At 34.0% G+C, this 25,715-nt stretch carries 27 protein-coding genes; 6 read left to right on the top strand and 21 right to left on the bottom strand.

Annotated elements, in window-relative coordinates:
* Positions 1 to 7 precede the first annotated feature (7 nt).
* Positions 8 to 1,615: a carboxypeptidase-like regulatory domain-containing protein gene (locus tag ACQUQZ_RS18225; protein WP_435356517.1), complete on the top strand. Its 1,608-nt coding sequence runs from the start codon at positions 8 to 10 to the stop codon at positions 1,613 to 1,615.
* Between the two features lie 41 nt (positions 1,616 to 1,656).
* On the top strand, positions 1,657 to 2,166 hold the full coding sequence (locus tag ACQUQZ_RS18220) for a GNAT family N-acetyltransferase (protein ID WP_435356516.1): 510 nt from the start codon (positions 1,657 to 1,659) through the stop codon (positions 2,164 to 2,166).
* Positions 2,167 to 2,183: 17 nt separating this feature from the next.
* On the opposite strand, the gene ACQUQZ_RS18215 is transcribed toward ACQUQZ_RS18220, so the two are convergent.
* On the bottom strand, positions 2,184 to 2,909 hold the full coding sequence (locus tag ACQUQZ_RS18215) for an NUDIX hydrolase (RefSeq protein WP_435356515.1): 726 nt from the start codon (positions 2,907 to 2,909) through the stop codon (positions 2,184 to 2,186).
* A 152-nt stretch (positions 2,910 to 3,061) separates the two neighbouring features.
* On the opposite strand from ACQUQZ_RS18215, the gene yiaK reads away from it, so the two are divergent.
* Entirely contained in the window at positions 3,062 to 4,087 is a 1,026-nt protein-coding gene (yiaK, locus tag ACQUQZ_RS18210; RefSeq protein ID WP_435356514.1) for a 3-dehydro-L-gulonate 2-dehydrogenase, read from the top strand.
* An 88-nt stretch (positions 4,088 to 4,175) separates the two neighbouring features.
* Here yiaK and ACQUQZ_RS18205 read toward each other — a convergent pair whose 3' ends face one another.
* The 9 genes from ACQUQZ_RS18205 to ACQUQZ_RS18165 all read right to left on the bottom strand — a co-directional run bounded on the left by ACQUQZ_RS18205 (position 4,176) and on the right by ACQUQZ_RS18165 (position 15,312).
* Entirely contained in the window at positions 4,176 to 5,258 is a 1,083-nt protein-coding gene (locus ACQUQZ_RS18205; RefSeq protein ID WP_435356513.1) for a Gfo/Idh/MocA family protein, read from the bottom strand.
* Positions 5,259 to 5,300: 42 nt separating this feature from the next.
* Positions 5,301 to 5,852 (bottom strand): DUF1003 domain-containing protein, encoded by a 552-nt coding sequence (locus ACQUQZ_RS18200; RefSeq protein ID WP_435356512.1) that lies wholly within the window; start codon positions 5,850 to 5,852, stop codon positions 5,301 to 5,303.
* Between the two features lie 40 nt (positions 5,853 to 5,892).
* Positions 5,893 to 9,396, bottom strand: a complete 3,504-nt coding sequence (locus tag ACQUQZ_RS18195) for a M4 family metallopeptidase (RefSeq protein ID WP_435356511.1) — start codon at positions 9,394 to 9,396, stop codon at positions 5,893 to 5,895.
* Between the two features lie 80 nt (positions 9,397 to 9,476).
* Positions 9,477 to 9,908: a hypothetical protein gene (locus ACQUQZ_RS18190; protein WP_435356510.1), complete on the bottom strand. Its 432-nt coding sequence runs from the start codon at positions 9,906 to 9,908 to the stop codon at positions 9,477 to 9,479.
* Positions 9,909 to 9,956: 48 nt separating this feature from the next.
* Entirely contained in the window at positions 9,957 to 11,180 is a 1,224-nt protein-coding gene (locus ACQUQZ_RS18185; RefSeq protein ID WP_435356509.1) for a hypothetical protein, read from the bottom strand.
* Between the two features lie 458 nt (positions 11,181 to 11,638).
* Positions 11,639 to 11,941, bottom strand: a complete 303-nt coding sequence (locus ACQUQZ_RS18180; RefSeq protein ID WP_435356508.1) for a hypothetical protein — start codon at positions 11,939 to 11,941, stop codon at positions 11,639 to 11,641.
* Positions 11,942 to 12,189: 248 nt separating this feature from the next.
* Positions 12,190 to 13,380, bottom strand: a complete 1,191-nt coding sequence (locus ACQUQZ_RS18175) for a M20 metallopeptidase family protein (protein ID WP_435356507.1) — start codon at positions 13,378 to 13,380, stop codon at positions 12,190 to 12,192.
* A 76-nt stretch (positions 13,381 to 13,456) separates the two neighbouring features.
* Complete coding sequence (locus ACQUQZ_RS18170; RefSeq protein ID WP_435356506.1) at positions 13,457 to 14,056, bottom strand: hypothetical protein; 600 nt, start codon at positions 14,054 to 14,056, stop codon at positions 13,457 to 13,459.
* Positions 14,057 to 14,118: 62 nt separating this feature from the next.
* Positions 14,119 to 15,312, bottom strand: coding sequence for a hypothetical protein (locus tag ACQUQZ_RS18165; RefSeq protein ID WP_435356505.1), 1,194 nt, complete (start codon positions 15,310 to 15,312; stop codon positions 14,119 to 14,121).
* A 197-nt stretch (positions 15,313 to 15,509) separates the two neighbouring features.
* Here ACQUQZ_RS18165 and ACQUQZ_RS18160 point away from each other — a divergent pair, with 197 nt between their 5' ends.
* On the top strand, positions 15,510 to 16,052 hold the full coding sequence (locus ACQUQZ_RS18160; protein ID WP_435356504.1) for a hypothetical protein: 543 nt from the start codon (positions 15,510 to 15,512) through the stop codon (positions 16,050 to 16,052).
* A 104-nt stretch (positions 16,053 to 16,156) separates the two neighbouring features.
* On the opposite strand, the gene mog is transcribed toward ACQUQZ_RS18160, so the two are convergent.
* The 4 genes from mog to rplU all read right to left on the bottom strand — a co-directional run bounded on the left by mog (position 16,157) and on the right by rplU (position 18,338).
* A complete protein-coding gene (gene mog, locus ACQUQZ_RS18155; RefSeq protein ID WP_435356503.1) occupies positions 16,157 to 16,678 on the bottom strand; it encodes a molybdopterin adenylyltransferase in 522 nt (173 codons plus the stop codon).
* A 71-nt stretch (positions 16,679 to 16,749) separates the two neighbouring features.
* Positions 16,750 to 17,346, bottom strand: a complete 597-nt coding sequence (locus tag ACQUQZ_RS18150) for a NifU family protein (RefSeq protein ID WP_435356502.1) — start codon at positions 17,344 to 17,346, stop codon at positions 16,750 to 16,752.
* A 278-nt stretch (positions 17,347 to 17,624) separates the two neighbouring features.
* Complete coding sequence (gene rpmA / locus ACQUQZ_RS18145) at positions 17,625 to 17,882, bottom strand: 50S ribosomal protein L27 (RefSeq protein WP_435356501.1); 258 nt, start codon at positions 17,880 to 17,882, stop codon at positions 17,625 to 17,627.
* A 144-nt stretch (positions 17,883 to 18,026) separates the two neighbouring features.
* Positions 18,027 to 18,338, bottom strand: coding sequence for a 50S ribosomal protein L21 (rplU, locus tag ACQUQZ_RS18140; protein ID WP_435356500.1), 312 nt, complete (start codon positions 18,336 to 18,338; stop codon positions 18,027 to 18,029).
* Between the two features lie 186 nt (positions 18,339 to 18,524).
* Here rplU and ACQUQZ_RS18135 point away from each other — a divergent pair, with 186 nt between their 5' ends.
* A complete protein-coding gene (locus ACQUQZ_RS18135; RefSeq protein WP_435356499.1) occupies positions 18,525 to 18,962 on the top strand; it encodes a CBS domain-containing protein in 438 nt (145 codons plus the stop codon).
* 39 nt (positions 18,963 to 19,001) lie between these two features.
* Here ACQUQZ_RS18135 and ACQUQZ_RS18130 read toward each other — a convergent pair whose 3' ends face one another.
* The 7 genes from ACQUQZ_RS18130 to ACQUQZ_RS18100 all read right to left on the bottom strand — a co-directional run bounded on the left by ACQUQZ_RS18130 (position 19,002) and on the right by ACQUQZ_RS18100 (position 24,720).
* The gene (locus ACQUQZ_RS18130; protein ID WP_435356498.1) at positions 19,002 to 19,655 is read right to left on the bottom strand and encodes a lysoplasmalogenase; all 654 of its coding nucleotides are present in this window, start codon (positions 19,653 to 19,655) and stop codon (positions 19,002 to 19,004) included.
* 100 nt (positions 19,656 to 19,755) lie between these two features.
* On the bottom strand, positions 19,756 to 20,904 hold the full coding sequence (locus ACQUQZ_RS18125) for a M28 family metallopeptidase (protein ID WP_435356497.1): 1,149 nt from the start codon (positions 20,902 to 20,904) through the stop codon (positions 19,756 to 19,758).
* A gap of 109 nt (positions 20,905 to 21,013) precedes the next feature.
* Positions 21,014 to 21,550, bottom strand: a complete 537-nt coding sequence (locus tag ACQUQZ_RS18120) for a 5' nucleotidase, NT5C type (protein ID WP_435356496.1) — start codon at positions 21,548 to 21,550, stop codon at positions 21,014 to 21,016.
* Between the two features lie 167 nt (positions 21,551 to 21,717).
* Positions 21,718 to 22,089, bottom strand: coding sequence for a VanZ family protein (locus ACQUQZ_RS18115; protein ID WP_435356495.1), 372 nt, complete (start codon positions 22,087 to 22,089; stop codon positions 21,718 to 21,720).
* Complete coding sequence (locus ACQUQZ_RS18110; protein WP_435356494.1) at positions 22,055 to 23,473, bottom strand: pyridoxal phosphate-dependent decarboxylase family protein; 1,419 nt, start codon at positions 23,471 to 23,473, stop codon at positions 22,055 to 22,057. The genes ACQUQZ_RS18115 and ACQUQZ_RS18110 overlap by 35 nt, the downstream gene beginning before the upstream one ends.
* 10 nt (positions 23,474 to 23,483) lie before the next feature.
* Positions 23,484 to 24,221, bottom strand: a complete 738-nt coding sequence (locus tag ACQUQZ_RS18105; RefSeq protein WP_435356493.1) for a hypothetical protein — start codon at positions 24,219 to 24,221, stop codon at positions 23,484 to 23,486.
* 61 nt (positions 24,222 to 24,282) lie between these two features.
* Positions 24,283 to 24,720, bottom strand: coding sequence for a GNAT family N-acetyltransferase (locus tag ACQUQZ_RS18100; protein ID WP_435356492.1), 438 nt, complete (start codon positions 24,718 to 24,720; stop codon positions 24,283 to 24,285).
* 86 nt (positions 24,721 to 24,806) lie between these two features.
* On the opposite strand from ACQUQZ_RS18100, the gene ACQUQZ_RS18095 reads away from it, so the two are divergent.
* A complete protein-coding gene (locus tag ACQUQZ_RS18095) occupies positions 24,807 to 25,715 on the top strand; it encodes a LysR family transcriptional regulator (RefSeq protein ID WP_435356491.1) in 909 nt (302 codons plus the stop codon).

The raw sequence follows: 25,715 nt of genomic DNA, 5'->3' as shown, positions 1-25,715 counted from the left end.
TGTATAAATGAAATATATCTTCACAATACTCATATTAGTCTTATTTCCGACTTTGCTTTTTTCGCAAAGCAATTGGCAAATAAGCGGAAAAGTATTGGAAAAGAATAATTTGGCAGTGCCATTTGCGAATGTCTTTGTCAATAATACGAGTATTGGTACAACTACCAATATTAATGGAGAATTTGTATTGAATATACCAGCTAGAATTCAGAAAATTGAATTGGTAATTTCATTTGTTGGCTATATGACTTTAAAGCAAAGTATTACTAAAAATGTCACTAAATACCAAAATTTGACTTTTATTCTTCAGAATGGGGTAGAACTAAACGAAGTCAAGGTAACTGCCAAGCACGATAATGAATGGAAAAGAAAGTGGCGAATTTTTAGTAGAGGCTTATTAGGCGAATCTGACTTTTATAAAGATTGCACCATTCTCAATCCTGAAGTGATTAGGTTGGAATATGACAAAGATAAGAAAGTTATCGCTACTGCAAACGAACCTATTATTATTCAAAATGATGCCTTTGGATTAAAGATTTATTTTCAAATGGAAAAATTTGAATCAGATGGAGATAAGACTTTTTATGCAGGGTTTAAATTTTTTGAAAATATAGATTCAAGTACTGCAAGCCAACAAAAAAAATGGATAAAAAATCGAAAAAGAGCCTATAATGATTCGTTTAGAAATTTTTTAGTTTCATTAGCCCAGAAGAATAATAATTCCAATAGATTTGCAATTTTTAAGGTATTAAGACCTAAAGAAATGTACTATGGACGAACGACTGTCGCTAATGAAATCGCTAATGGCTCATTGGCAGATTGTAAAATGGAGGAAATAGTTGGTTATGATGAAAAAACAGACCAATATATTATTTTTTCTACGGTACCTTTGATGGTTTTTGTCACAAAAAGCTATACACCTTTAAGGGTATTTAACGATTATCCGCATCCGTATTCAATTATTAATCTTGTGCATTCGTATGCTGGTTTTACCAAAAACGGTTGGTTGGCAAAGCCAAATGGTATTTTGATTCAAGGGTATTGGGGGCGTGAAGGTTTTTCTAACATGTTGCCTGAAGATTATTTTCCTGATAATTTTGAGCAAAAAGATAGTACTGATATCGAGAGTAAAGTTCTGGAAATTCCCCTACAAGCAATAGCTCCCAAAGTTTATAAAACTGACTCTGTTGCAAAGACAATAATTGCACAAGATATACTATATGACAAGTCACCAATTGCTGAAATAAAAGAAGAAAAGAAAGAATTTGCCATTGTTTCTAATGATATTGATGTAAAAATTAGTGATAGTGATATTAATTTAAGTATTTTTGACTTGTTAAGACGTATTCCAGGATTGATGGTAACAAATGTTTTGGGAAGTTATCAAATACATTTTAGAGGAACTAATAGCAGTCTCGGTGGACCGAGTGGACCACTAACACCAGCTCTTGTGTTAGATGGTACGTTTATGGATGATGAAGGAACCGTTATGAATATACTTAATAGCTTAAATGTAAGCGATATAAAATCATTAGGTGCGGTAAAATATGGCAACAGTGCTGCTTTTGGCTCAAGAGGTGGAAATGGTGTAATAGTAATCAATACAAAAAAATAAAATCTTATTGAAAATATAGTACAGTAACAAAATATTAAAATATGATAGTAACTGATAGACTCATTTTAGTGCCTTTAACTTACGACCAACTTATAAAATATATTAAAACTGATAATACTTTAGAAGAAGAATTAGATTTGAATGAAACTTTGAGGGAAATTTCTCCCGAACTAAAAGAAGCCCTCGAATTAACAATATTGCCTAATGTGGCAAACCCTAAGAAAAACTACCTTTTTCATACTCTTTGGACTATGATTTGGAAAGAGAAAAATAAGATGGTTGGGGATTTATGTTTTGTTGGTGAACCCAATAATTTGGGAGAGATTGAAATTGGTTATGGTACGTATAATGAATTCAGGAGAAAAGGCTTTATGACTGAGGCTGTTGGAGGAATGATAAAATGGGCGAATGAGCAACCAGAAGTTAAAGCAATAGTGGCTGCAACCGAGAAAGTGAATATTGCCTCATCAACTATTCTTGAAAAAAACAATTTTAAAAGAGTTGGAGAAACAGGGGCTATCTATCATTGGAAGATAGTATTAAAACCTTGATAATAAAGAATTGAATGCTATCCAATAAAACGATATAAATAGGGAGCTTTGTTAGCAGCTCCCGTCATTTTTTTCTCGATACGTTCTAAAATACCTAAACCTAACATCTTTCGTTGGAAATTTGAGCGAATCATTTTTTCTCCTAAAATTGTTTCATAGAGGCTTTGTAACTCGTTCATTGTAAATGTTTCGGGGAGTAAGTTAAAACCAATCAGCTTTCCATCAAGACCAGAACGTAAATTTTCTAAGGCTTTTTGAAAAATTTCATTATGGTCAAACATCAAAGATGGAATTTTGTCTAAATCATACCATTGACATGAATCCGAGAAATCATCAGGGCTTGGATTTGCTTTAGAAAAATCAATCAAAGCATAGTATCCGATAGAAATAAAGCGATTTAATAAAAAATGGTTTGGCTTTAGTAATATACCACACTCTGCCATAATTTCTAAGTGTGTAGTATCATTTCTTCGATTTTTACTGCCAAACACATGAAATTGCTCCAAATAAATGTCTTTTAACCCCGTTCTATCTTCTAATACTCTTTGAGCAGCATCTTCTAAATCTTCTTCAATATTAATGAAGCCGCCTGGTAAAGCGTAGTAATTAGTATTTTTATACTTGAGTAATAAAATCTTGAGTTGATTATCGTGAAAACCAAATATGACACAATCTATCGAAACACTCGGAAGCATCTTGGGTCTATTTTTCCAATAATCTTTTAGGTTAGTAGTTTCAGTCATATAAGTTTGGATTTATACAAAAATAAAGAAAATTTTGTATAATTCAAAGAATCATTTTTCTGATATGGCTCAGTTTTGAAGAAAATAAAACTATTGAGTTTGTATTTTGTCAATTAGATTTACTTAAATTTGAAAAGTATAAAATAATAATAATGACCTCAGAAAATAACTCTCTCTTTATTTCTTCCATAGAAATGCAAGCTACTTTTGAAGCTATTTTATTGAAAAATGGCTTTGAACAAGAAAAAGCAAGCAAATGTGCTGCAATTTTCACAACCAATAGTATGGATGGTATTTACACACATGGAGTAAATCGCTTTCCAAGATTTATTAAATATTTGAAAGAAGGTTATGTGAAAGCAGATGAAGCACCAAGTTTAATCTCTAAATTTGGTGGAATTGAACAGTGGAATGGTAATCTTGGACCCGGCCCGTTGAATGCGATTCATGCTACTGAAACGGTGATGAAATTGGCAGAACAACATGGGATTGGTTGTGTAGGTTTATCCAAAACTAATCATTGGATGCGTGGAGGTACTTATGGTTGGCAAGCGGCTAAGGCAGGTTTTGTATTTATTGGTTGGACAAATACGATTGCCAATATGCCGGCTTGGGGTGCCACTGATGCAAAATTAGGAAATAACCCTTTAGTGATGGCGATTCCCTATAAAGATGAAGCGATAGTATTAGACATGGCTATGTCGCAGTATTCATTTGGAGCAATGGAATTGGCTGCTATGAAAAATGAAAAACTGTCGGTTCCTGGGGGCTATGACAAAGAAGGAAACCTGACCGATGATCCAAATCTGATACTTGAATCTTGGCGTTCAATTCCTGTTGGTTATTGGAAAGGGGCAGGCTTGTCACTTTTATTAGACTTATTGGCTGCGATTCTGTCGGGAGGATGGTCAACACATGAAATTACACAAGAAAAAGTAGAGTATAGTGTTTCACAAGTTTTTATTGCAATTGATTTAAAAAAATTGGGTAACCACTCAAGTATTGCTCAAATAATTGATAATATCATTAATGATTATCATCAGTCAATTGCAATAGATGATTCAAGGAAAATAACGTTTCCAGGTGAAAGAGTCTTGCAAACAAGACAAAAGAATACCACACAAGGAATCCCCGTTTTAAAGAGTGTTTGGGAGGAAATTTTGTTATTGAATGAATAACAGATTACGACGGCTTTCCTAATCCGTCATTATCAAAGAGAATAAAATGACGGATTAGAAATTTATGTTTTTAATCCGTCATAATTTTCTACAAATAAACAACTTGCCCTGTTTTGACAGATTCATCGCAAGCGAAAGCAATTTTTAAGCTATTAACTGCATCTTGAACATGATCTGTAAGGTCGATATTTTCTTGAATCGCCTTTAAGAAATATCGTTGTTCACGGTTACAAAGTTCTTGATGGTCTGGCTCATCGCTGAGATTAAACCATGTATCTTGCTTGATAAATTGATTGTTTTCGTCTAAATCTGCATGGTGAAAACGCAAAGATTCTGTTTTTGTATGGGCATCAACATTATCAGATTTTCCACTTGAACCAGCATCTTTTGCAACAATTGAAACACAGCCTTTAGGTCCAATTACATCTTTTACAAAAAAGGCAGTTTCGCTCATCATTGGTCCCCAACCTGCTTCATACCAACCTACGGACCCATCTTCAAAACGTATCTGTAATTGTCCATAATTATAATTCGATTCGGCAATATCATTGGTCAATCTTGCACCAATAGCTGTTACTTGGAGTGGTTTTGAACGTGTCATTTGGCACATGACATCAATGTAATGTACTCCACAATCCACTATTGGACTGAGGCTTTTCATTAAATTTCGGTGAACATCCCACATCACTCCATGACTTTGTTGATTCAAATTCATTCGCATGACCAAAGGTTTTCCTAATTCATGCGAAAGTTCAACAAATTTTTCCCAAGAAGGATGATGTCTGAGAATATAGCCTACCACTACTTTTTTGCCAGTCTCTTTTGCTTTTGCAGCTACTCGTTCTGCTCCCTCCACAGTATCAGCCAAAGGTTTTTCGATGAACACATGACAACCATTTTCAAGTGCCTTAATGGCAAAAGCTTCGTGGGTATCAGGATAAGTTGAGATACAAACAGCATCAGGTTTGGTCTCAGCCAATGCAATTTCGTAATCAGAAAATAGCGGGTAGCCACCGCCTAATTTTTCATTCAAAACTTCCTTACTTTTTCCTGTAGAAACAATTCCACAAATTTCAAAACCATCCAATAATTGATAAGCTTGTGCATGAGATGCTCCCATATTTCCACAACCAACTACTAATACTTTTATAGGGTTTGTTGATATTGACATTTTATGATTAAATAATTTAGTTGATAATCAAATAGTTATACTTTATTTTTTAGAAATTCCATCAATTTTACTATTGATTTCTTCGAGTATTTTAAATTGTTTGGCTTGTGTATCGAATAAAGTTTTAATTTGTTCTTCCAACAACAAATCTATTTTTTGATGTAAACTTCTGATTTCCATTTCGGCTTTCAGATTTATCAAATAGTCATTTTCACTTCTCATTCTATCTTTTTCTTCCTGTCTATTTTGACTCATCATAATGATAGGTGCTTGTAATGCAGCAATAGTTGAAAGAACCAAATTCATTAAAATAAAAGGATAGGGGTCAAATCTATCTTTTATTGGAACAACGACATTGATAATAATCCAGACAGTCAAAATAACGCCAAACATGATAATAAACTGCCAACTTCCACCAAAACGAGCTACTTTATCAGAAATCGCTTGTCCACGTGACAAGACTTCGTCAGGTGGATTTAAGAGATTATTGACAATCAACTGTTCCTCCTTCATCGTATCTTTTACAATTTGATGAAGCTTGGTAAGATGCTCTTTTTCATCAATTAATAAATTGTCAATTGTTTTATTATCCATTTTTATATTTTTTACTGATGAAACAAGTTAAAAACTTGAGTTACTCTCTAATAATTTTTCTTGATACACTTCCATGTGAAGTTTCAATTTTAATTGAATACATTCCTTTTTCTAATTGACTGATATTCAGTGAATTATTTCCTGAAAGTTTGTCAAAATTCATCACATTGCTACCAGCATTTGAATAAAATTTGGCTTCTTTAAAAATAATTCCAGCGGGTAATTCGATGCGTAATTCATCGGCTGTTGGGTTAGGATAAATACTTACTTTAATGCTTTCATCTAACTCAGTACCCAACACTTTTGCAGCTACCGCAATACTATTGGAAGCTAAACTTTGACAGCCATCGTCAGTAATTGCTCGGACAGTATAATTTCCTCCTGTCACATCAATAGCTATACTAGAATTGGTTGTTTGTCCACCAACCGCATTACCATTGATATACCATTGATAATTTTTCCCGCCTGATGCGACCAAATTATTTCCACTCGTAACAATCTTAGGAGCAGTAGGAATGATACAAAAAGTTTGAGTAAGACTAATGGCATTAAATTGTGAGTTTCCTACTTGGAATGCCTTTATTTTAGCTTTTCCTGCTGTGGTGCCTACCGTAACTTTATTTCCATTCAAGGTGATGTCTCCACCATCAACAGTAAACTGAACAGCTAAGTTTGAACTTGAAGTAGCTGAAATAATGAAATTTTCGCCTTGATTTTTATCGGAAATAGCTGAAAAATTGATAGTTTGGTCAGTTTTTGTTGGAATGGCTCTTGCCCCTTGTGCATACCAAACCGCCCAACTTGCATCGGTAAATAATTCTTTGGCAGTGCCCAATGGTGAGATTTTATTTTTATCAACGCCAATAAAATTGACATTTTGTTGTTTACCACTGAGTGTATTGAAAAGTATTTTATCATCCAATCGAGAGTAGCCAGGATACCCAATATCATTGTTGGTATTGAAAACATCTAAATCGTTATTGGCAATATCCACCCCGATTTGATAATAAGTGTCAGGTTCATCTTCGGTATAATAATCAAAAGCGATGATATTTTGGGTATTTTTAGAAAACGAAGGATTTCCAATACTTTCCCCTGCTTCCAAATCAGTGAAAAGTTTTTCAATTTTGCCACTACCAAAAGTCTTTTTTGTCAAATCCCAAGCTTGTATCATTCCCACATCCCAAAACTCAATATTGCCTGAAATACTTTTTACACTATTAAAAGCATCATAAATAACTGTTTCACCAGTATAATCCCATTCAAATGAATCAGCATATTGCACTTCCCCAGTACTTACACCTGCCGAGTAAGTTGGGTTATATAGTGTAAATTTGGAGCCTTTTCCGTCTTCCAAATTGTAGATATACATATATTTATCTCCTGCTTCAGTCAATGCAGCTAAACGTTTACCATCTTTTGATACGGCAGCATTTCCCCAAACACCATCACTTGTGATTTTGGTTTCTGTATAAGCTCCTGTCAATCCAATTTTATGAATATTCTTATCTTTTCCTACAAAATAGGCAAACAGACCATCATCCGTAACACTTGGCTTACTCAAACATCCGCTTGATGAAATGGCTTTAAAAGTAGAAGCTGCCGCATTTGCTTGTCCAGTATATAATTTACCCGTAGAAGGTTCAAAAACTAAGATAAAATCACTACCGTTATTAACTGGAATTGTTTGTTGAGGTGCTGGAGTAGGAGCAGGTGCTGGTGTAGTAGTTGGCGTTGTTGGAGTGCCACCATTAGGGTCAGCAATACCTACTGCATCAAAAGCAGTTTTGGCAGCAACTACAACGGCTGAATTTTCGCCGTAGAGGTCAGCTGAAGCTCTTACAACTGCCAAACGTGCATCTACAAATTTAGAGGTGCGAGTCATATACTTAGTTAAAGCTCTGTAATAAACCTGTTCGGCTTTATCTTTCGTAACATTGGCATTAGAGGCAAACAAATAAAAGGCATAATTGGGAATCCCACTATTGACATGTACGCCACCATTGTCTTCATCTTCAGTATTACTTAAAAAAGCATATTGTGACATAGTTTTTGGTTGATAGCCAGGGTCACTTTTACCACCCTGATTAGGATTTGCCAAACTTCTTAAAGCACCCGAAGGAAAAGCTGATGCTTTTACAATCCCTTCTCCCATCGTCCAGTTATCACGGTCAATCATAGCCCCAAAAATATCTGCAAACGACTCGTTCAATGCACCCGATTGATTCTCATACTCCAAACGTGCTGTTGCCTCCACTACGCCGTGCGTCATCTCGTGTCCACCCACATCTAATGCACCAGCCAAAGGCTTAAAAGCCTCTCGACCATTGCCATATCCCATAAATTCACCATTCCAGTAGGCATTATCCATGCCTTTTCCATCATCATCGGCAATGTTAATAACTGAAATAATACTACCGCCTTTGCCATCTAAAGAATTTCGACCAAATTTAGTGCGATAATATTCGTAACAAAGTCCCGCGTTATAATGTGCCGAAACAGCCGTTGCATTCCAATTTGTATTATTAGTTGAAGTATTCTGTGCATATGACATATTATCAGATGTGGTGTTTTTTGCATCAATCGTCCAAATAGCTCCAATCGGGTCATCTGGTAGTTTTGAGCTTGCTTTATTATACATTGGGCGTTGAGTGTCTAACATATAATAAGTGCCACCAATTTGCTGAACATTAAAAGCCCGAGAGATATTATTCAAATCTTTAGCTGTGGCAGTAAAAGGACCATCTAAAGCACAAGTATTATTGAATTTTTTTAAGACTTCACCCGTATTAGCATCAATAAAATAGGTCCAACGCTCAAGAAGATTTGGACGAATTGTTAATAAATAAGTAAGTCGCTCATTATCAAACTTTGCGTCTTTGTGATAAACAATCAGTTCAGCCGTATTTTGTTGTTTGACCAGTAGGCCTGCAATTCCTGCTCTTTGTACAACTGATTTTTTTGCCACATCTTTCATTGCAAATTCAATGGCGTTTTCTTCTGAAATACTTGGATTTGTAGAACTTAACTTAGGCGTTGGAAAGTTTCTACCATTCAAAATATTAATTTTTTCTCCTTTGGTATGTAGCCAAATTTCACCCCCATAAACAGGGAGATTTTTATATTTTTGCTGGATTTTGATGTGGGTCATGCCAACCTCATCGGTTTCCATATTTATCATTTCCAGTTCTTGGTCAGCATCATCAATTTTTAAGGCAGATTTCACTTCTCCCAAAAAATCAGTAGCCATCATTTGTGTACTTTTACGAGCTTTTGGTGTGGCTTTTGAAAGGTTTTCAATCATCAATACACCGCCAGTTTCTGTATCACGAGTTACTTTAAACTTGCTGATAAATTTCGTAGAAAGGCTTGGAATACTAGATTGGCGTGTATTTTTATCATATTTTTCGCCTTGTATTTCAATAAATTGACCTTGTGGAGCATCATTTTTACCAGCTATAGGCTTTCCTTTTTTGCCAAATCCTTTTTGGGCAAAAGAGGTAGTAATTGCCGCAAAAAAAAGAAAAATAAAAGTTAATCTCATAACATTAGGTTTTAAATTTTTATAGGATGGGGTTTCTTATTTCGTCTTTCTGTGCAAGCGTTTAGAAATCCTTTGTACTGTTATTTGTTCAAATTTACTAAATTCATTAATTCTTTATACAAATCTTTTGCTTTTTGAACAATTTCATCTGTAGCAACATTATTTCCCCATATCATTTCTTGAGTTTTATTACCTTTCTGCAATTTGATGAAATAATAAGTATTTCCAGGTTGATGAAATAGGGTTGTATCTGCAAACAAAGCTCTTGTTTTAGCAAACAATAATTTCGTTGTATCTGCATTTTGTTTGCCCAAGTCAGTAAAAACAGAATCACGGTTTTGCTTATAAAATAATTTTGTGTTTTCTAATAAATGATATTCATTGACCAAATTGGTAAAACCGCCACCTCGACCAAAGAGTATTTGGCTTTTTTTATAGCTATCTGGAGTCATTTTATGTGAGCAAGATAAAAATAATAGGAATATCGATAATATAGAAAAAGTATTTTTCAATTTATTTTGAAAATATTGGATGTTTGGTATATTTTTGATAGTTTACGATTATTGAAAATTCAATTTATTCAGTTTTAAAAATTGATAAATTCTTATGTAAGATAGCAATAAAATGCTTCCAAAAATCATCGCAGTATATTCAGGTTTGAATGGATTTAGCTCAAAATATTTATTCATCCCATCAATGTTCATCAAATGTGCTAAAGATGTGAGGGCAAAAAGAGCAAAACGATTACTAAGTAAAGAATACGCAAAGTATAAAGCAATGGCAGGATAAGAATAGCGTTCGTGCATTTGTGTATTGACAAAAAAGAATAAAATAGCTATTGTGCCTGCTGTGAGCCACAAAAGAGCATAATAATCTTTATCTAAATCTTTATTATTTTTCAATTTTGTTAATGTGTTGACTATCAGTGGAATAAGTCCTATTGCCGAAAAAACAAAGAATAAAATAAATCCCCATTTTTTGTATGTGAGTCCAGCAAAGATCAATGTATCATTGAGTAATGTTGGATCTTTTTTTAATAATAAATACCAAATATTGTAAGCATTCCATGAAACTCTTGGGAAAAAACCAACCGATTCTCGTACAACCTTTATAAAATTCCAGAATGTTCCACCATAAATAAATGGACTTAAAAGCCAAAGTTGTGTCAGAATAGATATTACTATCATTTTTAATAGTAGCCATTTATTAAAGTTCCTGCCTAATTGAAAGACCAATAAAATGCCAAAAAAAGGCAAAAAAATGATTGTTTGGAGCTTTATATAAACTGATAATGTACAGAAAAATGCAGCCCAAAGTAGTTTTCTTTCAAAAAGGCTGATGATTGACAAAACAACAATCGCGGTAGGAACACCATCTAATTGTCCCCAAATGACGGTACAGTATAAATAACCCATGTTGAAAAGCAACATATATTCGGCAAACGGGCGAGTATAATATCTTCGTAAAGACCAAGCGATAGCTATTGCTCCACCAAAATCAAAGAGCAAAAAGAAGTATTTGAGTTGATAACTATTGGCATAAATCAACTCTTTGCTGCCTTGTAATTTTCCAAACCAATAAAGCCAATGCAAATAAAAAGGCATATAATTGGTGTCAGAATTATAAATTTGACTTAAACCGTGTTCAAAAGCATAACTCGACCAACGTGGCCAATCATTATTGAGGTCGAGCCAAAAGCCTGTATGAGGGATAATGGCGACCAATAGACTATAAAAAAGCAAATGATGCCACTTGACTGGCAAATCAGAAATTTTTTGTAACATATAAAAGAATCATATTACTTGCCGTTTGGCAACAGAAATACAAAATACTGCAAAATTTCTGTATTTCATGCCAAAAATTATAATCGTAATTGAAGAAACTTTATATTTAATTAGACACAAACGTAATTTTAAGGTATATCTAATATTTTTAAATTGTAGTTTTACCGAAAATGAGACAAGTAGATTTTATGAATAAAAAGAGTGAAAACTAAAATAACTTTGCATTTTTGATTGTTTTATTTCGATGCAATTTTTTTGTTTGATGATTTGACAATTTTGACTAATGAAGTTTAGTATTTAAGTAGTCACTTGGAGGAGGATTATTATTTGTCGGCATATGATTCTTTAAGTAGAGCCCTAAATTTATAGCAATTTTGCTGTAGCGATAAGATGAAAATAAAATACTTGATTAACTGATATTTTAAATTACCCCATTTAAAATATATCGGAAATATACTTTATTTGCTTTTTCTTAAAAGACTTGGAGAACGAATAATAACCAAATAAGCAAATACAAATAATCCTATTGGCAAAGAACTCCAAAAAATAGCACTTTTTATATTACCACTCATAAAAGTTGACCATGCCCACCAATAGCTTCCACCAATAATAAAAGGATAAGAAAAGACAGAGAATATAAACAACCAAGGTATCAATTTTTTTGTAGCTTTTGGAGTATCAAAAGACATAAAAGAGAGACCTGCCAATCCAAACCAAGGAATAAGCGTACAGCCACCAATTAGTTGTATGATGATAATCATCGTTTGCATTAATCTCTTCTTTTTTTGTTAAAATTCAATCAATAATTTGCTAAAAACAACATTTTTATACAAATCTTATCTAATGGTAAAGCAACAAAAAAGATGCCATAAAGGCATTAAAGAAGGGTGTTTCCAGTAAGTGGTAGGAAATAAGAAGTATGTGGTAGGAAATGTTTACTTTATGGTAATTTAGGCCAATAGGCGATGGTAATTTTATTACCATCGTCTATTGAACTGCTGTTATAAATTTATTGGCTAAGTTCTCGAATAGCCAACCAAGACATCAAGCCAGGACCTATTTCAAGTGCAGTTTCATCAATATCAAAAGTAGGGGTATGCACACCCGAAATGATTCCACGTGCTTCATTGCGTGTGCCGAGTCGATAAAAACAAGAATCAACTACTTGGGAGTAAAATGCAAAATCTTCACCTGCCATCCAAAGGTCAAGGTCAATGATGTTTTCTTTACCCATATAGTTTGTGGCTTCACTTTTTACTCGTCGAGTCAGTTCTGGGTGATTTTTCAAGAAAGGGTAACCTTTTACAACCTCAAAATCACAAACACCTCCCATAGCTTCAGTAATTCCTTCGGCCATTTTTTTCATTCTTTTTAACCCATCTTCTCTCCATTCTTCGTCCATACAACGAAATGTTCCCTGAATAGTCACTTCATTTGGAATAACGTTTGTTACACCATCAGCGATAAATCTGCCAAAAGAAAGTACAGACGGATTTGCTGGCTTTTTATTACGAGAAATAATTTGTTGCAAGGATACGATTACATGTGAAGCAATCAATACAGGGTCAATTAATTGGTCTGGCATCGCTCCATGTCCTCCTTTACCTTTGATTGTCAAATATAATTCATCTGTACTTGCCATATACATTCCTTCTCGAAAACCAATTTTTCCAACTGGAATATTAGGTGCTACGTGCTGCCCAAGCATACTATTAGGAGCAGGGTTTTCCAAGACACCTTCCTTAATCATAATAGAAGCACCACCAGGAGCTTTTTCTTCAGCTGGCTGAAAAACTAATTTAACTGTGCCTTCAAATTCTTCTCGTAATTGATATAAAATTTTGGCAGTTCCAAGTAATGAGGAGGTGTGAGCATCGTGTCCACAAGCGTGCATTACCCCCTCATTTTGAGATTTATATGAGACTTCGTTCTGCTCAAAAATAGGCAATGCGTCCATGTCGGCACGAAGACCAATAACTTTGCTTTGAGGATTTCTCCCTTCAATCAATGCCACAACACCTGTATTTGCAATTCCTTCTTGTGGGTGTAGACCAATATCTCGGAGTTTTTTGGCAACAAATTTGGCAGTATTGAATTCTTGGAAAGATAATTCTGGATTTATATGCAAATGACGGCGATTTGCAACTACTTCGGAAGCATAGTCTTTAGCTAATTGCTTTATTTTTAGGTCTAATGACATTCGATGATAATGAATAATTATAAATGACTCTTTTGCAAAAATACAACTGAATTAGTCAATTTCAACTTATTTAAGTTTACATAATATCAAATCCTTCTAAATTTGATATTTTCCATGTATTATTTATTTTTTTGAGTTTTACTTTGTACTCAAAATCATCTTTCCAAATCCATGTCCATTTGGTACTGGCATCATTATTATTAATTATTAAGTCTTTTATTTTGATGGTTTCCCAAAATTTATCAGGGTTATCCTGACAATTGCACCAAGGACTGCCGTCTAAATAGTTAAGTTCCAAGCCATCACCTTCATAATATTTAGTAGTATCAGCCTTGATTTCTTTGTCCATTTTTTTGAGAATCCTCTCATAATTATTAAAGAAATCATCTGTAAAGAAACCAGTTTTCCTTAATTCAGCCATGCGATTTTTATTGGCCTCCTTGTCAATTCCTGTACATGAACCTTTTTCTGGATAGGCCAATGTGAAGTCCACTAAAGTACTTTTGGTTTCTTCCCATGCGTACATATCCTTGATAACCTGTAAAATTTGAGTGCTATCGAGTGAAGTAGTGTTGAGGGTATTTTGGGTATCTTCTTGTTTACTATTAGTGCAATTAGTGAAAAAAATATTGATTAAGATAATAATAAAAGTGCTTAGTATGTAAATATTTTTCATGTTGATGATGAAGGGGTTAGGATTTTAAATACAAAGCAATGTAGCATTTATTTCCTAAAAACTCACTTCTTTTCTGTAATTTTAAGCATATCTGGTGTTGGTATTAGGTAATTGGAAGTTCCCCAGAAACGTTGGTCATAACGTCCACCTTTGGGGAAATTGTCTGTCGTAAGAAGTTCTTCATCAAACCTTATGGCTGTTCGATTTCCAAGTTTACTATGTTCGTTTGCCATAAATTGAATAGTCATCGTAGCCTCATTACTGAATTTTTTTTCAAGTTTATCTTCAAATTTTGCTTCAAAGGTCAGTTTACAATCTTGTAAATGCCAAAAACCATTGATAGGCAAAAATTGCGTATAACCTTTTACCATTTTACCCTCTTTTTTTGTATTATCTGTAAAATTCCCCTTTATTACATCCTTTACGCCTTCGGGAGTCATTTCGTATTCGATTCTGACAATAGCTCTGCTGTTTTGGGTAAGGAAAATTTTGCCATTGCGAGCTGCTTTTATTTTTTTATTAATAGGTTTAAAACTTATCGAAAAAACAAGACTATCGTTGAAGTAAGTCATCAATGAATCAACCTTAAAATCATAATCATTGATATTTCCTTTATCTAAATATTCTGGAATACCCCCTTCAAGCGAACGAGTGACAATAGCTGCACCGTTGACAAATCCCCAACCATTCAGTTTGGCAGATTGACCAACCCATTCAAATTTTCGGGCTTTCAAGAGTTTGATTTTTTCAATACCAATTTCTTTTGGCGTATGCGGACGTTCGACCCGAATGATGCCTTCATTGATTTTTACATAGCCCAATTTAGCCATTTCGATGGTTTCTAAATAAAAACCAGTTTGATAAGTTGGAAAAGAGGGATTATTTTTTTTTATTAATCCAAAGGCTTCCTTTAATAATACTTTGGGGTCGCCACCTTGCACAGAAGCCAATATTTCGGCTGGCTCTAAAGCAATGACATTGGTAGAGTCAAAATCAGATGCTTTCTTGGTAAAATGTTTATAACCAATGCTTGAAATCACGACCATAGAATCAAGGTCAATTTTTGGGAAGAAAAATTTAAACTCTCCTAATGTATTAGTTTCGCTTGAAAATCCTTTGCTTGGAATACTCAAATAGGCATTTGGAATAGGATTTTGTGTAACTTTATCAATGATTTTGCCAGTAATAAAAGCATAACCTTGAGAAAAAACAACTGTTGGAAACAATAATAGAATTAAAATGGAGTTAAATTTCATAAATTTATATGACGATTCTTTTTTTATTAACGTTTAATATTAAAATTTGCTAAAAACTATTGCATCTTTTTTTATACTTTACTTACATTTGACAAATTTATAGCTGAATTAAAGTAATTTATCTGATTTGTTGATTTTAATTACAGTTATACATTTTAACACTAAACATTTTCACCCAAAACAAACCAATTACCGCAATGAAAAAATTGTTGTCACTATTATTTATGTTCTCTTTGAGCTTGGCTGTTTTAACTACAACAGCTCAAGATGAGAAAAAAAGCGGATCTAAAGGCAAAGCTAAGACCGAGAAAAAAGAAAAATCTGAGAAAAAAGAAAAAGTAGAAAAACCGTCGGATAAGAAAGAAAAAGCCGAGAAAAAAGAGAAATCAGAGAAAAAAGAGAAGGCTGATAAAACAGAGAAAAAGGAAAAAATCGAAAAAGTTGACAAAAAAGAAAAAGTAGAGAAAAAAGAAAAAGCTGATAAAACAGAAAAGAAAGAGAAAACTGAAAAATCAGATAAGAAAGCGGCAGACAAAGACAATACAATCAAACCTGCTCCGAAACCTAAAGATGATGGTAAAGAAGCAGATGCTACAACGAAAAAGAAAGTTGCTGGCCCTGACAAACAAATTGGAAAAGATGAAAAAGGTCGTTCTATTTTCCAAGGCCCACGTGGTGGACAGTATTATATCAACTCAAATGGTAACAAAACTTATTTGAAAGCTGATAGTAAGTTATAATTAGCCCACTGTCAATAGCTGGCGGCGTTCCGCTCAATAGACGACAGAAAAAAGCCCCGATTTTCTTAGAATTGGGGCTTTTTTCTGTCAATTTTTTATGTGGACTATTTCGGTCTAAACTCTTTCATAACCTCTTGATTACAAACCAAATAAGGCCCTTCAATCAAGTCTATGCAGTAAGGAATCGCAGGAAAAACAGCATCAAGACATTGTCTGATAGCTTTAGGTTTTCCTGGGAGATTAACAATTAATGTATGATTTCTAATGCCTGCCGTTTGGCGAGAAAGAATAGCCGTTGGTACATATTTGAGACTTTCTTGACGCATAAGTTCTCCGAATCCAGGCATCATTTTCTGACAAACTGCTTCGGTTGCTTCGGGTGTAACATCTCGTAAGGCTGGGCCCGTTCCTCCCGTAGTTACAACTAAGCAGCAACCATGAATATCTGCCATTTCGATGAGCGTTTGCGAGATTAACTCCTGTTCATCAGGGATTACCTTGTAAACGGTTTCAAATTCAGAAATCAAATATTCCTTCAATGTTTCAACTACAGCTTTTCCTGGAATATCTTCGTAAATTCCTGCACTCGCTCGGTCAGAAACATTGATTACGCCTATTTTTATCATGATATTAAGTTAAAAAAAACCTGTAAGGTCTGAAAAAGACCTTGCAGGTTTTATACACTAATCTAAATATATTAAACTCCCTCAGCCACCACTTCTTTCACTTCAGGAACCATTGTTTTTAGTAAACGTTCAATTCCATCTTTTAAGGTAACAGTTGATGATGGACAGCCACTGCATGAACCTTGCAAATACACTTTTACTTGTCCCGAAATTTCATCGAAAGAAGCAAAATTGATAGCTCCTCCGTCAGATTCTACTGCTGGACGTACATATTCGTCTAATGCTTTTTTAATTTTCCCAACTACAGCCGAATCATTAACATCAACAATAAAAGTATTGCTATCAATTGTTTTTTGAGCAAAAACAGGGTGATTTTGTTCAAAATATATTTTCAAGAATTTTTTTACATCATATACTACGTCTTCCCATTCTGTTTCATCGTCTTTAGTAAGTGTAATAAAATTGACTGCGATGAAAATTCTTCTTACAAAAGGAAACTGGAATAAATCAGTAGCTAATGGTGATGCTTTTCCTTCTTCGAGTGTAGCCGCCACAGTTGGATAATCGAATGTTAGTCCATCAGGAGCTAATTCAAAATTCAATACAAATTTCATTGAATTTGGATTTGGGCTTAGCTCGGTATAAATCATTGTTTGGCGTTGCAACATGGTTTTTTTGAGTTCTGAATGCTGAGTTCTGAGTTCTGAGTTTTAATTTAGTGATTTAAAATGCTCATTATCAGTATTTACTCATGTGAAAATTAGGTAAATATTTTATGACTTTCTTTATTTCTAACAAATATACAACTAAATAAGTTTGATTGAGACATAAAAAAAGCCTGTCACAAATGACGGGCTTTTTTTAATATTTTTATAAGTATAGCGATATGTAGCGTATTTAACAGTGTAAACAACTCATAACTCATAACTCATAATTCAGAACTCTATTAAGCTTCAGCAGCAACGCTCACGAAAGATTTTCCGTCACGTCCTTTTTTGAATTGTACAACACCAGCCGTAAGAGCAAACAAAGTATGGTCTTTGCCAATACCTACGTTTACACCTGGATTGTGTTTTGTACCACGTTGACGAACAATGATATTGCCAGCAATCGCTGTTTGACCACCGAATAATTTTACGCCTAAACGCTTACTTTCTGATTCACGTCCGTTTCTCGACGAACCAACACCTTTTTTGTGTGCCATGATTTCTTAAAATATTGACCAGTTTTGCTGGTACGATGAATGAATATTTTTAATTAGAAAATTTGTGAATTTGGAGACTTGGAAATCTTTAAAATAGATGAATTAATTAAATTAATTTTAAAATCATCAAATCTTCAAATTGATTTACGCTGCGATTTCGTCGATTTGAATTTTAGTCAAATATTGACGGTGACCGTTTTTCTTAACGTAGCCTTTACGACGTTTTTTCTTGAAAACGATAACTTTTTCGCCTTTCAAGTGTTCTAAAATGGTTACTTTTACTGAAGCACCACTAACGGTCGGTGTACCTACTGATACTGCTCCGCCGTTGTCAACAAGGAGAACCTTGTCGAATACAAGTGCAGCGTTCACATCACCTTCCAATCTGTTGGTATAAAGTGTGCGACCCTTTTCAACTTTAAATTGCTGCCCTGCGATTTCTACGATTGCGTACATGATTTTGAGTTATAATTAACAATTATCGAATTAAATACCCGAATTTCGCTTTTTGCTTAAATAAGCATACTATTTCGGGCTGCAAAGATAAGTATATAATTTTATTTTTCAAACTATTGTTTTATACGTTTTTTTTTATCAAATTGTATTCGATTTATTATTCGTACCTACTTAACTATTAAACCTATGAAAATCCGTCAAATTTTACAAGGAAAGAAAATCAATGCCCTATTTTCGGTTACTTCCGACACTACTGTTTATAATGCCTTGGTGGAAATGGCAAATAAAAATATCGGAGCCGTATTGGTGATTGATGATGGAAAGCTATCGGGGATTTTCTCAGAGCGTGATTACGCTCGAAAGATTGTTTTAAAAGGCTTACATTCTGATGATACTTTAGTAAAAGATGTTATGACAGCCAACGTGATTACTATCAAAATGGAAGATAAATTGGAGGTTGCTATGCAGATTATGTCAGAGAAGCACATTCGCCATTTACCAGTAATGGACGGTGAAGTATTGGCAGGAATTATTTCAATTAATGATGTTGTTTCTTCTATTATTCAAGAACAAAAATCTCATATTGATTCACTACAAGGGTATATTTCAGGAAATTATGCTTGATAATAAGCCAAGATATTGATATTTAGCTGTATGAGTCAATCATACAGCTTTTTTTCTGCCCAAAAGTACACCTTCTACAATTAAATACTGGGCTATGATATAAGTTGCCATTATCCAAACATCAGAAAGCGATATTTTGAATGCAAATTTATTGATAGCGATCAACGAATCAGATGCAATAAAAGTAATCGCTCCAATTAATACATATTGATAGCTTTTGGCATTACTTTGTCTTTCAACTGCTCCAATTCCCATCATCAAAATGGCAAAAGAATAAAGTATTATTGCTCCTAAAAAAGCAGCGGGAATTTTATCCCAAAGTATGAAAAGTAAGCCTACTGTGTATATAGCAAAAGGCACGCTTTTAAGATATGCTGTCTTCCTTGATTTTCTGAAAATTGTTGTGTAAGAAATTTGAGCCAGTAAAAACGACCCCAAACCAAATAAAAAGAAATTGGGGTTTTGACCTTGAAACATCAAAAAAGTATCACCAAAACAAGAAAATAGCAAAGCCGCAAGCATAATTTTATCTTGCGAAGTAAGATTGTTTTTTGTTTTTTGAAAATATAAAACGCCCAAAGTAATCATCAATAAAGGCTTTGTAAGATAGTTGAGCCAATCAATATTAGTTACGCCTGCGATAATATTTACCGCTCCAAGAATAAAATAAGCCAGTGTTTCTTTGCGAGACATGATGAATTGATAATTAAAAATTAATAATTGGAAATTACTTGTGTCTGATTATCACTTAGTTAGAGAGATATTATTGGAAAGAATTATCAATTATCCATTTTCAATTCTCCATTAAGTTTAGTTTTTCTCCTATTTTTTCTGCTAATAGAATTGCCTTTTCCATCGGTCTAAAATCAACATTTTCGAGCGTATCAGTGGGGCGGTGAATATTGGGCATTCGACCATTTTTATCAAGAGCTGCCAAGGTTAATGAAGGAATTCCCGCTCTTTGAAACCATACTGAATCAAAGTCGGCTGTGTGCCATGCTCCAGTGCTAATATCCTTTAAATCTGCTGTTTGTGTAGTGGCTTCTTTAGCTTTTTTTACTAAAACATTGTCATACACAATATTCGACCATGAGCCGGTTTGGGTAATTATTTTTAAATCTCCACTACCCAATGTATCAAAATTTATGAGATAGGTTTCTTTAGTAAATTCTTGGTAATGGGCTTTCATATATGCTCTTGCTCCAATCATGCCTACTTCTTCTGCACCTGTGATAACTAAATCAATATCAAGATTTTGTAAGTTTTTTGACCAAAGATTTTGGGCTGTTTCGATAGCCGCTGCTACACCTGTGGCATTGTCAGAAGCACCATTGGAATAACCTAATCTAACAAAATCGATTGTAGCGGTGATTCCTTGCAAAATAAAATAAAAAGCTAAGATATTGGCTACCAAAAGAAGGAATGTATTTGGTAAAAGAAATTGCGAAATTGCTAAAAATTGAGCCAAGAGCATTAAAATTAGACTTAACCGTAATGATTTACGAAAATTCCCAACCATTTCTGGACGATAAAGCAAAGATATAGGAGCAGTATCCCAATGAGCCATTAGTATAAGTTTTTTTGCTTTGGGAGTCGATACGTTTTTTTTTATGACAAGATTATTTGACGTAACAAATGGAGGAAAACTTGTAACTGGCGAGGCATACCAGTTGAAGTAGAGTAAAGCCATCGTAACGAAAATAAACGTCAGTACAAGTCCTAAAATCGGAGAAAAATTTAAACAAATTAGGCCCGTTGCTAAACCTAAAATTAACCACCAAACAACAGATACATACGTTTTTGGTGTCCGAAAAGATTCTCGACTCACTGTCTGATTAGTAAATAATTGTGTTAAAAAATCAAGAACTTGAATCTCGTTTGGTGTAGCCACTCCTCGATTGGGGAATGAAGCTAATTTTTCTACGATTTGTTTGGATGTCATTTTATTAGGTTTTAGGAGTTAGGATTTAGATGGTAGGGGTTAAGATTGATTAATGTAAAGAATAAAACTTCTAATTTCTAAGCCCTAAAACCTACTTCCTAAATCCTATTTACTGCTCTTCAAAAAAAGCCTCAATTTCACGCCAAGATTTAAAACGCTGATAACCTTCAATTTTTTGATTATGGATGGCATCAAACATTAAAGTTTTTCCTTTGAATGTTTTGAGATTTTTCTCGTGATCGTCAATTAAATAATCAGCAGAAATGATACTTTTATCGCCGCAAAGTACAATATTTCTCCAAGAAATAAAGGGGAAATGTTCTTCCAACCATTCGATTTTTTCTTTCAATGAATTAGGGAATTCGGTTGCTGCCGAAACGATAAAAATATCAAATCTTTCATGTAATTTTTTGATTACTTCAACTGCGTCTGGCATCACTTCCATGTTTCTGAAAAAGCCAGGTTTGAAAATCTCTTCCCTCACCACATGATAATTCTCTTCTTTCAATACATCATAATAAGCTTTTCCTTCAAAATGATGCTCTTTAAAATCTGTTCCAATAATACTGTTATAAGTAAATAAAATCTTTTTACCTGCGGCCGCCATTACGTCGTCCATGTCAATTGCAATTCTTTTTTTCTTCATTGTTATTATTTGAATGTAGCACAATTCTCTGAATTGTGACAAGTTAGAAACTTGTTTTACAGAGGTAGAAACTTCGTTTTGCGAAGGTAATTATTTAATGGAGAATGTGAAATTGAAAATTGTTGTTTTTTTACACAAAAACGGACTACATCAAAAGTAATTTTGTATCACTTTTTCAAACCTAAAACATTTATTATAAAAACTACTATCAAGCCAATCACTACTCCTATGCTATCGGCCAAAGCATCATACCAGTCAAAACTGCGATGAAATGATATTGGTAGAGAACCTTGCCAAAATTCAATTAAAATTCCATAAATTATTCCTAATAAGATTGTTTTTTTATAATCTTTAAAAGCAAATTGCCAACAAAAAGCCCACCCTGCAAAAACTATAAAATGAGCAGTTTTATCATTAAAATCTTCACTTTTAGGCAATTGATCACTGGGAACGGTACATAAAACAAAAATGATAAGCGTAATAGCAAAAGCTAAATATTTATTTTCAAGAAATCTGAGTGCCAATGTTTTCAACTTCATCTAAAAGTGCGTTTAAGTCTGTTTCAGTAGTTAATGGATTCATTAATGAAACACGAAGATAGATGTTTTCTTTTAGACTCGTCTGAACAATATAAAATTTTCCATCTTCTAAAAGTTGTTTTCTGATGGCTGAATTGAGTTCATTTAAGTCTTTTGAGAAGTGATTGTTTAGTCGAAAACAAACAATATTGCTTTCTGGCTCAACAGCTAATTCAAAATTTGGTCGAGATTTGACCATCGCTGCAAATGTTTTCCCTAAATCATACAGATAATCTACATTTTCACCGAAAATTTGTTCGCCATGAGCTTTTAAAATGGAATAAATCTTTACGCTCATCATCAATTTTGTACATTCAAAAGTACGTTTCCCAGAATTAAACCAATCTTTTGAATGTTGATTTGCCCACAAATATTGTGCTTTTTGCTGGAAAGTTTTGAACGCATCTTCATCTCGTTTAAAAATCAAGGCAGTTGCTAAGGCGGGTGTCATTAGCATTTTGTGCCAGTCAATGACAACCGAATCAGCTTGGTCTAATCCTTTTACTTTATGTTTGTATTTTTCTGAGAAAACCACTGCTCCCCCATGAGCTCCATCAGCATGAAACCAAAGTTGGTACTTTTGTGCAAAAGCAGCGATTTCTTCTAAATTATCATAACTTCCAGTAGAAGTGGAGCAAGCACTTCCTACAATACAAATGACTTTGAAGCCTTTTTCAGTGGCTTCTTGATAGTATTTTTCTAAAAAATCAGTACGAATTTGGAGCTTATCGTTGGTTGGAACTTTGATGATTCCTTCACTTCCCATGCCCATAATTCTGGCGGCACGGTCAATGCAATAATGAGCTTCTTCCGAAACCATTACGGCTAATTTTGTAGTATTTCCATCTTCCCAAACATCCGTTTTGGCGGCACGGGCAGCCAATAATGCTGTAAGATTGGCCAATGTTCCACCAGAAGTGAGTAAACCACTGGCATTTTTATCAAAACCAATACGTTTTGCCAATAATTCAGATAAAATTCTTTCTAAAGGATTGGATACTAATCCCATTTCATATACCGCCATGCCATTGTTGAGCAAGTTTGTCAACATACCTGCTACTGCTGTAATTGGTAGCGGAGGCGTAACCTGGTGCCCCATATAGCGGGGATGATGCAAATGTGTAGATTTCTCAATGGTTTTCTTGAAAAAATCATTGATATCAGTCTTGCCTTGCTCATAATCTGCTTGCCAAAAAGACAAAGCTTTATCGGGTTCTTGATAAGGAATAACACTCCTAAGTGTCTGATTATGAGATGCTTCTAAATAATCGGCTAATAAATCTACTAAATTATGTGCATCTTGACGAAAGTTTTCGGACGAAAATGCTTGTTGTAAGTTTGTCATATAGATATGATTAGAAGTCAAAATTTAAGCCGACATTCCAACTAAAATTACTTTTAGGCTGAGTTTGAATAGGTTCTACTCCTTGAACAGATATTGATAGTGGAAAGTTTTTATAAGAAAATACTGCAATACCCGAAACAAATGTTCCTTTAAAAGGAATCGCATTATTGAGATAAAACAAGTTTGGACGCAATGCTAAATTGACAGATTTTGATAATCGAATTTTATCAATATTGGCCGAAATGCTATAAAAATTACCAAAATTCACTGCATCAATATCAATTCCTTCATCGTGCCACCAGATTGCTTGAATGGTTATTTTATCGGAAACTTGATAAAAAACAGCAGCTTCTAATTCTAAATATTTGTTTGCTCTTTGAACCTCAAAAGTTCGGTTATTTTCAGAAACATTTGTTCGTTTGAAAAACAGTGACCAATTGATGCCAGTCCGAAAAGTAAATTTTTTATATGGAAATTTTACTCTCAGCCAATTATTAGATGACCACGGCTTACCATCTATGCCATAATTGAATGTTGGTGTGAATGAAAAATTGCCTTTTTTGATGCTAAATGCAGTCATTATAGCTGGTTTTCCTAATGAAAAGGCTGGTACTGGCGAAATTCCATTATTTGTAATTTGAACATTTCCTGAAACTTGGATAGGCTTTTTTTGAAGTGTATCTTTTTTTTCTTGTGAAAATGCCATAAGTGAAATAAACAAAAAGAAAGTAAATAGTGAAGTTTTCATCTTTTTATTTTTTGAGAAAATAGGTAAATAAAACTTTGACAAAAGAGGGCTGTTTTTCACGCTAAGATTTCCAATAGAAATAATGGTTTTCTTCAAGTTTCCAGCCAAAGCTTTCGTAGAGTTTTTGGGCTTTTCTATTTTCAGGAGTCGTTTCTAAAAGGAGTCCTTTATGACCTAATTGGCGAACAAAATTTTGTGCAGTTTCAAGAATCGCCTTTCCAACGCCCAAATTTCGTGCATTTTCATACACAAAGAGATCATTTAATACCCATTGACGCTCCATCGAAACGGATGAGAATGTAGGATACAATTGTGTAAAACCAAGAGGCTTCTCGCCTTCCAAAGCTAAAAAGATGACCGATTCGTTGAGAAAAAGCCTTTCTGAAAGAAACCTTTTTGCCCCAATTAAGTCAGCTTTTTGACCATAATATTGGCGATAGGCATCAAATAATGGTGCTACTGCATCTAAATGCTCTTTTTGAACTTGGATAACTTTCATTGTGAAATTTGTTTTCACAAAACAATGACTTATTTTTGATAACAAAAAATACTTAATTTTGATTATTTGATGCTTAAAATGAATCAATGATGGATTTACGAACGATTGAAAATTTCTTAAAACTTGCCGAAACGCTTAATTTTAGAAAGACTGCTGAGGAAATTTATATTGCTCAACCAGCACTTAGTCGACAAATTATGGCTTTGGAAGAAGAACTCAAGGTGGTATTATTTAAAAGAAATAAAAGAAATGTAGCATTAAGCGAAGCAGGAGAATATTTTAGAGAAGAATGTCAACGAATTTTGGAAGATTTTGAGCGAGTTCGGCAACGAACATATCAGATTTATAGTGGCGAAGGTGGCGAAATAAAAATTGCTCATTCGAGTTCATCAATGCAATTTTTATTGCCTAATATTTTGGCAAAAATTCAGTCAAAAATGCCTTCTATGAAAACGATTTTGAATGAATCAACGAATGTTTTTGGAATAAATTCCCTCATTCATCGAACAATTGATGTGGCTTTTGGCCCAAATATGATTGTACCTAAAGAACTGAGTACTAAGGTACTTTATGCAGAAAACTTTGTCATTTTATTACCACAAAACCATTGGTTATTGGAAGAAAACTTTACTTCATTAGCTCAATTAGCTGATGAAAGTTTCATTTTACCACCACGAAGCGAGAGTTCGGGCTATGTAGAAAGTATTGAGTCTTTATGTCAAACGCATGGCTTTATTCCCAAAGTTGCCTACCAGTCGGGCAATTCAAATACAGTTTTGCGTTTGGTTGAGGCGGGTGTTGGGATATCAATTGAGCCAAAATCTGCATTAAGTGGACAAAATATGAATGTAAGACACATTGAATTGCGTAATATTTCTACAAAATCAGAAATGCGAATGGTTTGGCTTCGTGGACGAGAAAAAGAACTGGCTCGCTTTTTTGAGATTGTGGAGGAAGTGGTGAATTCTATTGAAGTCAATTCACCACTTCCCTGA

Origin of the sequence: Emticicia sp. SJ17W-69, from assembly GCF_051209875.1 — a bacterium.
Taxonomy (GTDB): Bacteria; Bacteroidota; Bacteroidia; order Cytophagales; family Spirosomataceae; genus Emticicia.
The sequence above is the reverse complement of the archived record's forward strand: the minus strand, read 5'-3'. Positions and strand labels throughout refer to the sequence as shown.